Here is a 4058-nt window from a genome sequence, read left to right on the forward strand (position 1 = left end):
CGGATATCCTCTTTGAAGATGGTGAACAAAAAACAGATTTAGATCAGCATTTCTTGAAAATGGCTAATCCGTTCATACCAGCATTAAGTGAGCCTAGTCCTATTCGCTTAGATGATCTTCGTTTTTCATTCATGGATAATAATCAAGGACTCACTGAGCTTCATTTTGCAGCAAGTGGGAACGAATTTCAGTTTAAGTTATTTTTTGGCGAACAGAGTGTGAAGACGTATCCATTTAACTTCAGCACCATAAACCATCCAATTGATCATTTTGTGAAAGATTTGGAGACACATGATCAGGAAGTGGTTACAAATGCTTGTTGGATAGACAGCAACCAACTATCTCTTACTTTGATCTACAAAGAAACCCCGTATGTGATAACCTATTTCGTTCGCTTTTATGATCATAAAATAGAACTTAAATGTACCCATAACGTTTCATTTGGATTTGAAGCGTACGAATTAACTGGTGTGCAGGTTTAGTATCGTGACAGCATAGTTATGCGCTTTAGCGTACATTCAGAGAGGATGCCAAGCGGCGTCCTTTTTTTATACATACAGGAGTCCAATTTTTTTTAATCTACCGCACGAAACGGGACTTAGCGACCAATATCATATATTACACAATGTGAGGTGAGTTCTTTTGCCTGTAGAAATCAATCGTCGTATTGAGCAAGTATTAGGAGGCAATCTAGAAGCGTTTTCCGATATTTATAACGAGACCATTGATATGGTTTACCGTACCCTATTCTTGCTAACCGAAAACAAAAATGATGTGGATGATCTTATTCAGGACGTTTACGTCGAACTGTACAGGAGCCTTCGGAATTTTGACGGTACGAGACCTTTTCAGCCTTGGCTTTACGGTATCACGATTAGACAACATCAAGCCTACAAACGAAAAAAGTGGAGGCAATTTCGCAATCATGCACATGAGCTTAATAACTACTCATAAACACTCGAAAATGATTTTTCTGACTCTGTGATAGAAAAGCTGTCCAGCCACAGCATATTGGATGATATGGATTGTCTTTCATATAAGCTGAAGCAAGTGGTAGTGCTGCACTATTTAAATGATTTAACACAGGAAGAGGTTGCAGAAATCGTTCGAATTCCAGTCGGAACGGTGAAATCCAGACTACACTACGCATTAAAACAACTAAGGGATAAGAGAAGGAGAGATATCCATGTTTAATAGTGCAGATGAGTTGAAACGCATGTTGATGGAAAAGGCAAATCATATTCATCCGCCAGCGGGATTGAAGCAAAAGGTGCTTGAAGAAATCATGCTCGTTAAAAAAAAAGGTAACGGATGATAACGGAATTAACATCCAATATGAGGTAAGGGCATTCGAGGTTTCGAAAATGTGGGTATGTGCAATCGCGGATAGTTTGATGGAGATACAATAAAGCGAGTTAGGAATAAGGAGATGTGGGCAGTAACATAATCACCTTGACTTGAAATATCATATTGAGTATAATTCCAATAAATTGAATATTCTAACAAAAGCTATGATGAGAAAGAGTACCAAGGCGATGTCTTTTTACAGAGAGCCCCGGTTGCTGAAAAGGGGTAAAGAATAACTTTGGGAATATGGTCTCTGAGCTGCGCATCGAAACCTCATATGGTTGTAGGCTGCGCCGGAACCCGCACCCGTTACTGTGCTAGGGTATACATGCATAAGCATCGTACCTGAAGAGGTTAATGTCGCGAGGCATTAATAAAATTGGGTGGTACCGCGTGAGCACAGCTCTCGTCCCTTTGGGATGAGGGCTTTTTTGTTTGTCAAAAAAAGGAGGAGTTATGATGACAAATGTGTTTATTGGCGGTGCTTGGCCCTATGCGAACGGTTCATTGCATTTGGGAAGATTGGCGAGTGTATTGCCAGGGGATGTGTTGGCACGTTATTACCGCGCAAAAGGAAATAAGGTGTTGTACGTATCTGGAAGTGACTGCCACGGTACGCCTGTTGCGGTGCAAGCGATTCAGGAGGGTGTTTCTCCGGGAGATATTGCAGATCGATTTCATCAGGAATTTGCCGAATGTTTTAAACAGCTTGGGTTTACGTATGATTTGTATACTCGAACAGACCAGCCATTTCATCACCAAGTCGTTCAACAGTTATTTTTGGCACTTTTAGAAAAAGGACATTTATATAAAAAAACAATCCAACAAACGTATTGTGAAACAGATCAACGATTTTTGCCGGATCGATATGTTGAAGGGATTTGCCCTGTTTGCAGTAACCGTGCGAGAGGCGATCAATGTGATTTTTGTTCAACCTTGCTTGACCCAGCCGACCTGACAGACAAGACATGCAAGCTTTGCGGGAATCCTCCAATTGAGCGGCCAACGGAACATTATTATCTTGCACTCTCTTCCTTCCAAGCTGAATTGACTAAGTATGCAAAAAAAACAAAAGGTTGGAAAGAAAATGCAGTACAATTAACGCAAAGATATMTTGCAGAGGGGCTTCAAGATCGAGCGGCGACAAGGGACTTAGATTGGGGCGTGGAGGTTCCGGTTGCAGGGTTCGAGGATAAAAAAATTTACGTCTGGATTGAAGCAGTGAGCGGATATTTATCGGCAAGCAAGCAATGGGCTGCAGAAACAGGCGGCAGCTGGGAGGCTTTCTGGAAGGACGGAAATGAGGAAATAACCGCTTATTATGTACACGGTAAAGACAATATCCCTTTTCATACACTAATATGGCCGGCAGTACTGATTGGTGCCGAGGAATATCATTTGCCTGATCGAATCATCTCTTGTGAATACATGACGCTGGAAGGGAAAAAGTTTTCGACAAGCAATAATTGGGCGGTTTGGGTGCCGGACATTTTGAAGCGCTATGAGCCAGACTCTATTCGTTATTTTCTGATCGCAAACGGTCCAGAGAAACGGGATACTGATTTCTCTTGGCGAGAATTTATTTATAGTCACAATGGAGAATTGCTTGGTGCATTTGGCAATCTAGTCAATCGTACGCTAGCGTTTATAAATAAATCTTTTGAAGGAAACGTTCCTGAAAGCAAGCAGAACGCGGAATGGATGAAAGCCATTGCTTCTTTATATGTTGAGTCAGGTGCATGCATTGAAGAAGGACGACTAAAGGAAGCGATTGAGTTAATTTTTGCTACTATTCGCAGAGCAAACAAATATTTTGATGAACAAAAGCCATGGATTCAGATTAAAGAAAATCGAGAGGCTTGTGCTTTTACTATAAACACTTGCGTGCAAATTATAGCGAATCTGTCTCAATTGTTGAGCCCGTTTATTCCTTTCTCATGCGAGAAAATAAGAAGGTTTCTGACTCTTCCTGAGCCTAGCTGGGAGCTCATTAGTGTAGCTGCTAACCAAAAAATTCAAGGTTTAGAGCTGTTGTTTGAGCGTATTGACGTTGGTTGCATTGAGGAAGAAACAAATGCGCTAAAGATTCAATCCAAAAGGGAGTGAGCCTATGAATAAGAGAATTATCGTCACTGGCGGAGCCATTATTAAAGATGAAGCTGGAAGAATATTATTACAGAGAAGATCAGACTACGGAGATTGKGGTCTGCCTGGCGGCGGAATGGAAGCGGGAGAGAAAATTGAAGAAACAATGATAAGAGAGGTGCTGGAGGAAACGGGGCTGCAAGTAAATGAATATGATTTGTATTCCATTTACACTGGTCCCAATATGCAGTATCGATATCCAGATGGCAATGAAGTTGTATTCGTCATGTTTATCTTCAACGTGGCGGTAGATTTAACAGGTAAATTAGCTGAGGATGGTAAGAATCTACTGCATACGGATAGCAATAATGAGTCGCTGCAGTTGGTTTTTACGAAATTGGAGGATATCGATATTGAATGCATTAGCAGCGTGCAGAAGCAGCTTTTTAGGGATCTATTAAATCATAAAACCGATATTTTGCGAGGGTGATGATTGAATTTTCTTTTTGATACATTAGTTAGGATAAATTATAAATTTTAGGAGCTGTTAAGAGTGGGAAATAATAGTGCAAACTTGGTTCAATTGAAAGGACCATCATTGGTTTTTCTAGTAGCCGATATACACG

General features: G+C 40.8%; 5 protein-coding genes, 1 pseudogene and 1 other annotated feature. All 6 genes and pseudogenes read left to right on the forward strand.

Annotated features, from left to right (window positions below; all coding sequences use genetic code 11):
- Positions 1-482 (forward strand): annotated as a pseudogene (locus AC1DSE_RS31730) (hypothetical protein); the annotation flags it as partial.
- A gap of 160 nt (positions 483-642) precedes the next feature.
- Positions 643-954, forward strand: coding sequence for a sigma factor (locus AC1DSE_RS31735; RefSeq protein WP_477511695.1), 312 nt, complete (start codon positions 643-645; stop codon positions 952-954).
- 27 nt (positions 955-981) lie between these two features.
- Complete coding sequence (locus AC1DSE_RS31740; protein WP_441875939.1) at positions 982-1194, forward strand: sigma-70 family RNA polymerase sigma factor; 213 nt, start codon at positions 982-984, stop codon at positions 1192-1194.
- On the forward strand, positions 1187-1315 hold the full coding sequence (locus AC1DSE_RS31745) for a hypothetical protein (RefSeq protein WP_477511696.1): 129 nt from the start codon (positions 1187-1189) through the stop codon (positions 1313-1315). Before AC1DSE_RS31740 ends, AC1DSE_RS31745 begins: the two co-directional genes overlap by 8 nt.
- A 187-nt stretch (positions 1316-1502) precedes the next feature.
- Positions 1503-1764 (forward strand) — a binding site (T-box leader).
- Positions 1765-1806: 42 nt separating this feature from the next.
- Entirely contained in the window at positions 1807-3453 is a 1647-nt protein-coding gene (metG, locus tag AC1DSE_RS31750; protein ID WP_477528793.1) for a methionine--tRNA ligase, read from the forward strand.
- Between the two features lie 4 nt (positions 3454-3457).
- The gene (locus AC1DSE_RS31755; protein ID WP_477528792.1) at positions 3458-3922 is read left to right on the forward strand and encodes an NUDIX domain-containing protein; all 465 of its coding nucleotides are present in this window, start codon (positions 3458-3460) and stop codon (positions 3920-3922) included.
- Positions 3923-4058: the final 136 nt, after the last annotated feature.

The organism is Paenibacillus sp. 01L418 (assembly GCF_056400045.1).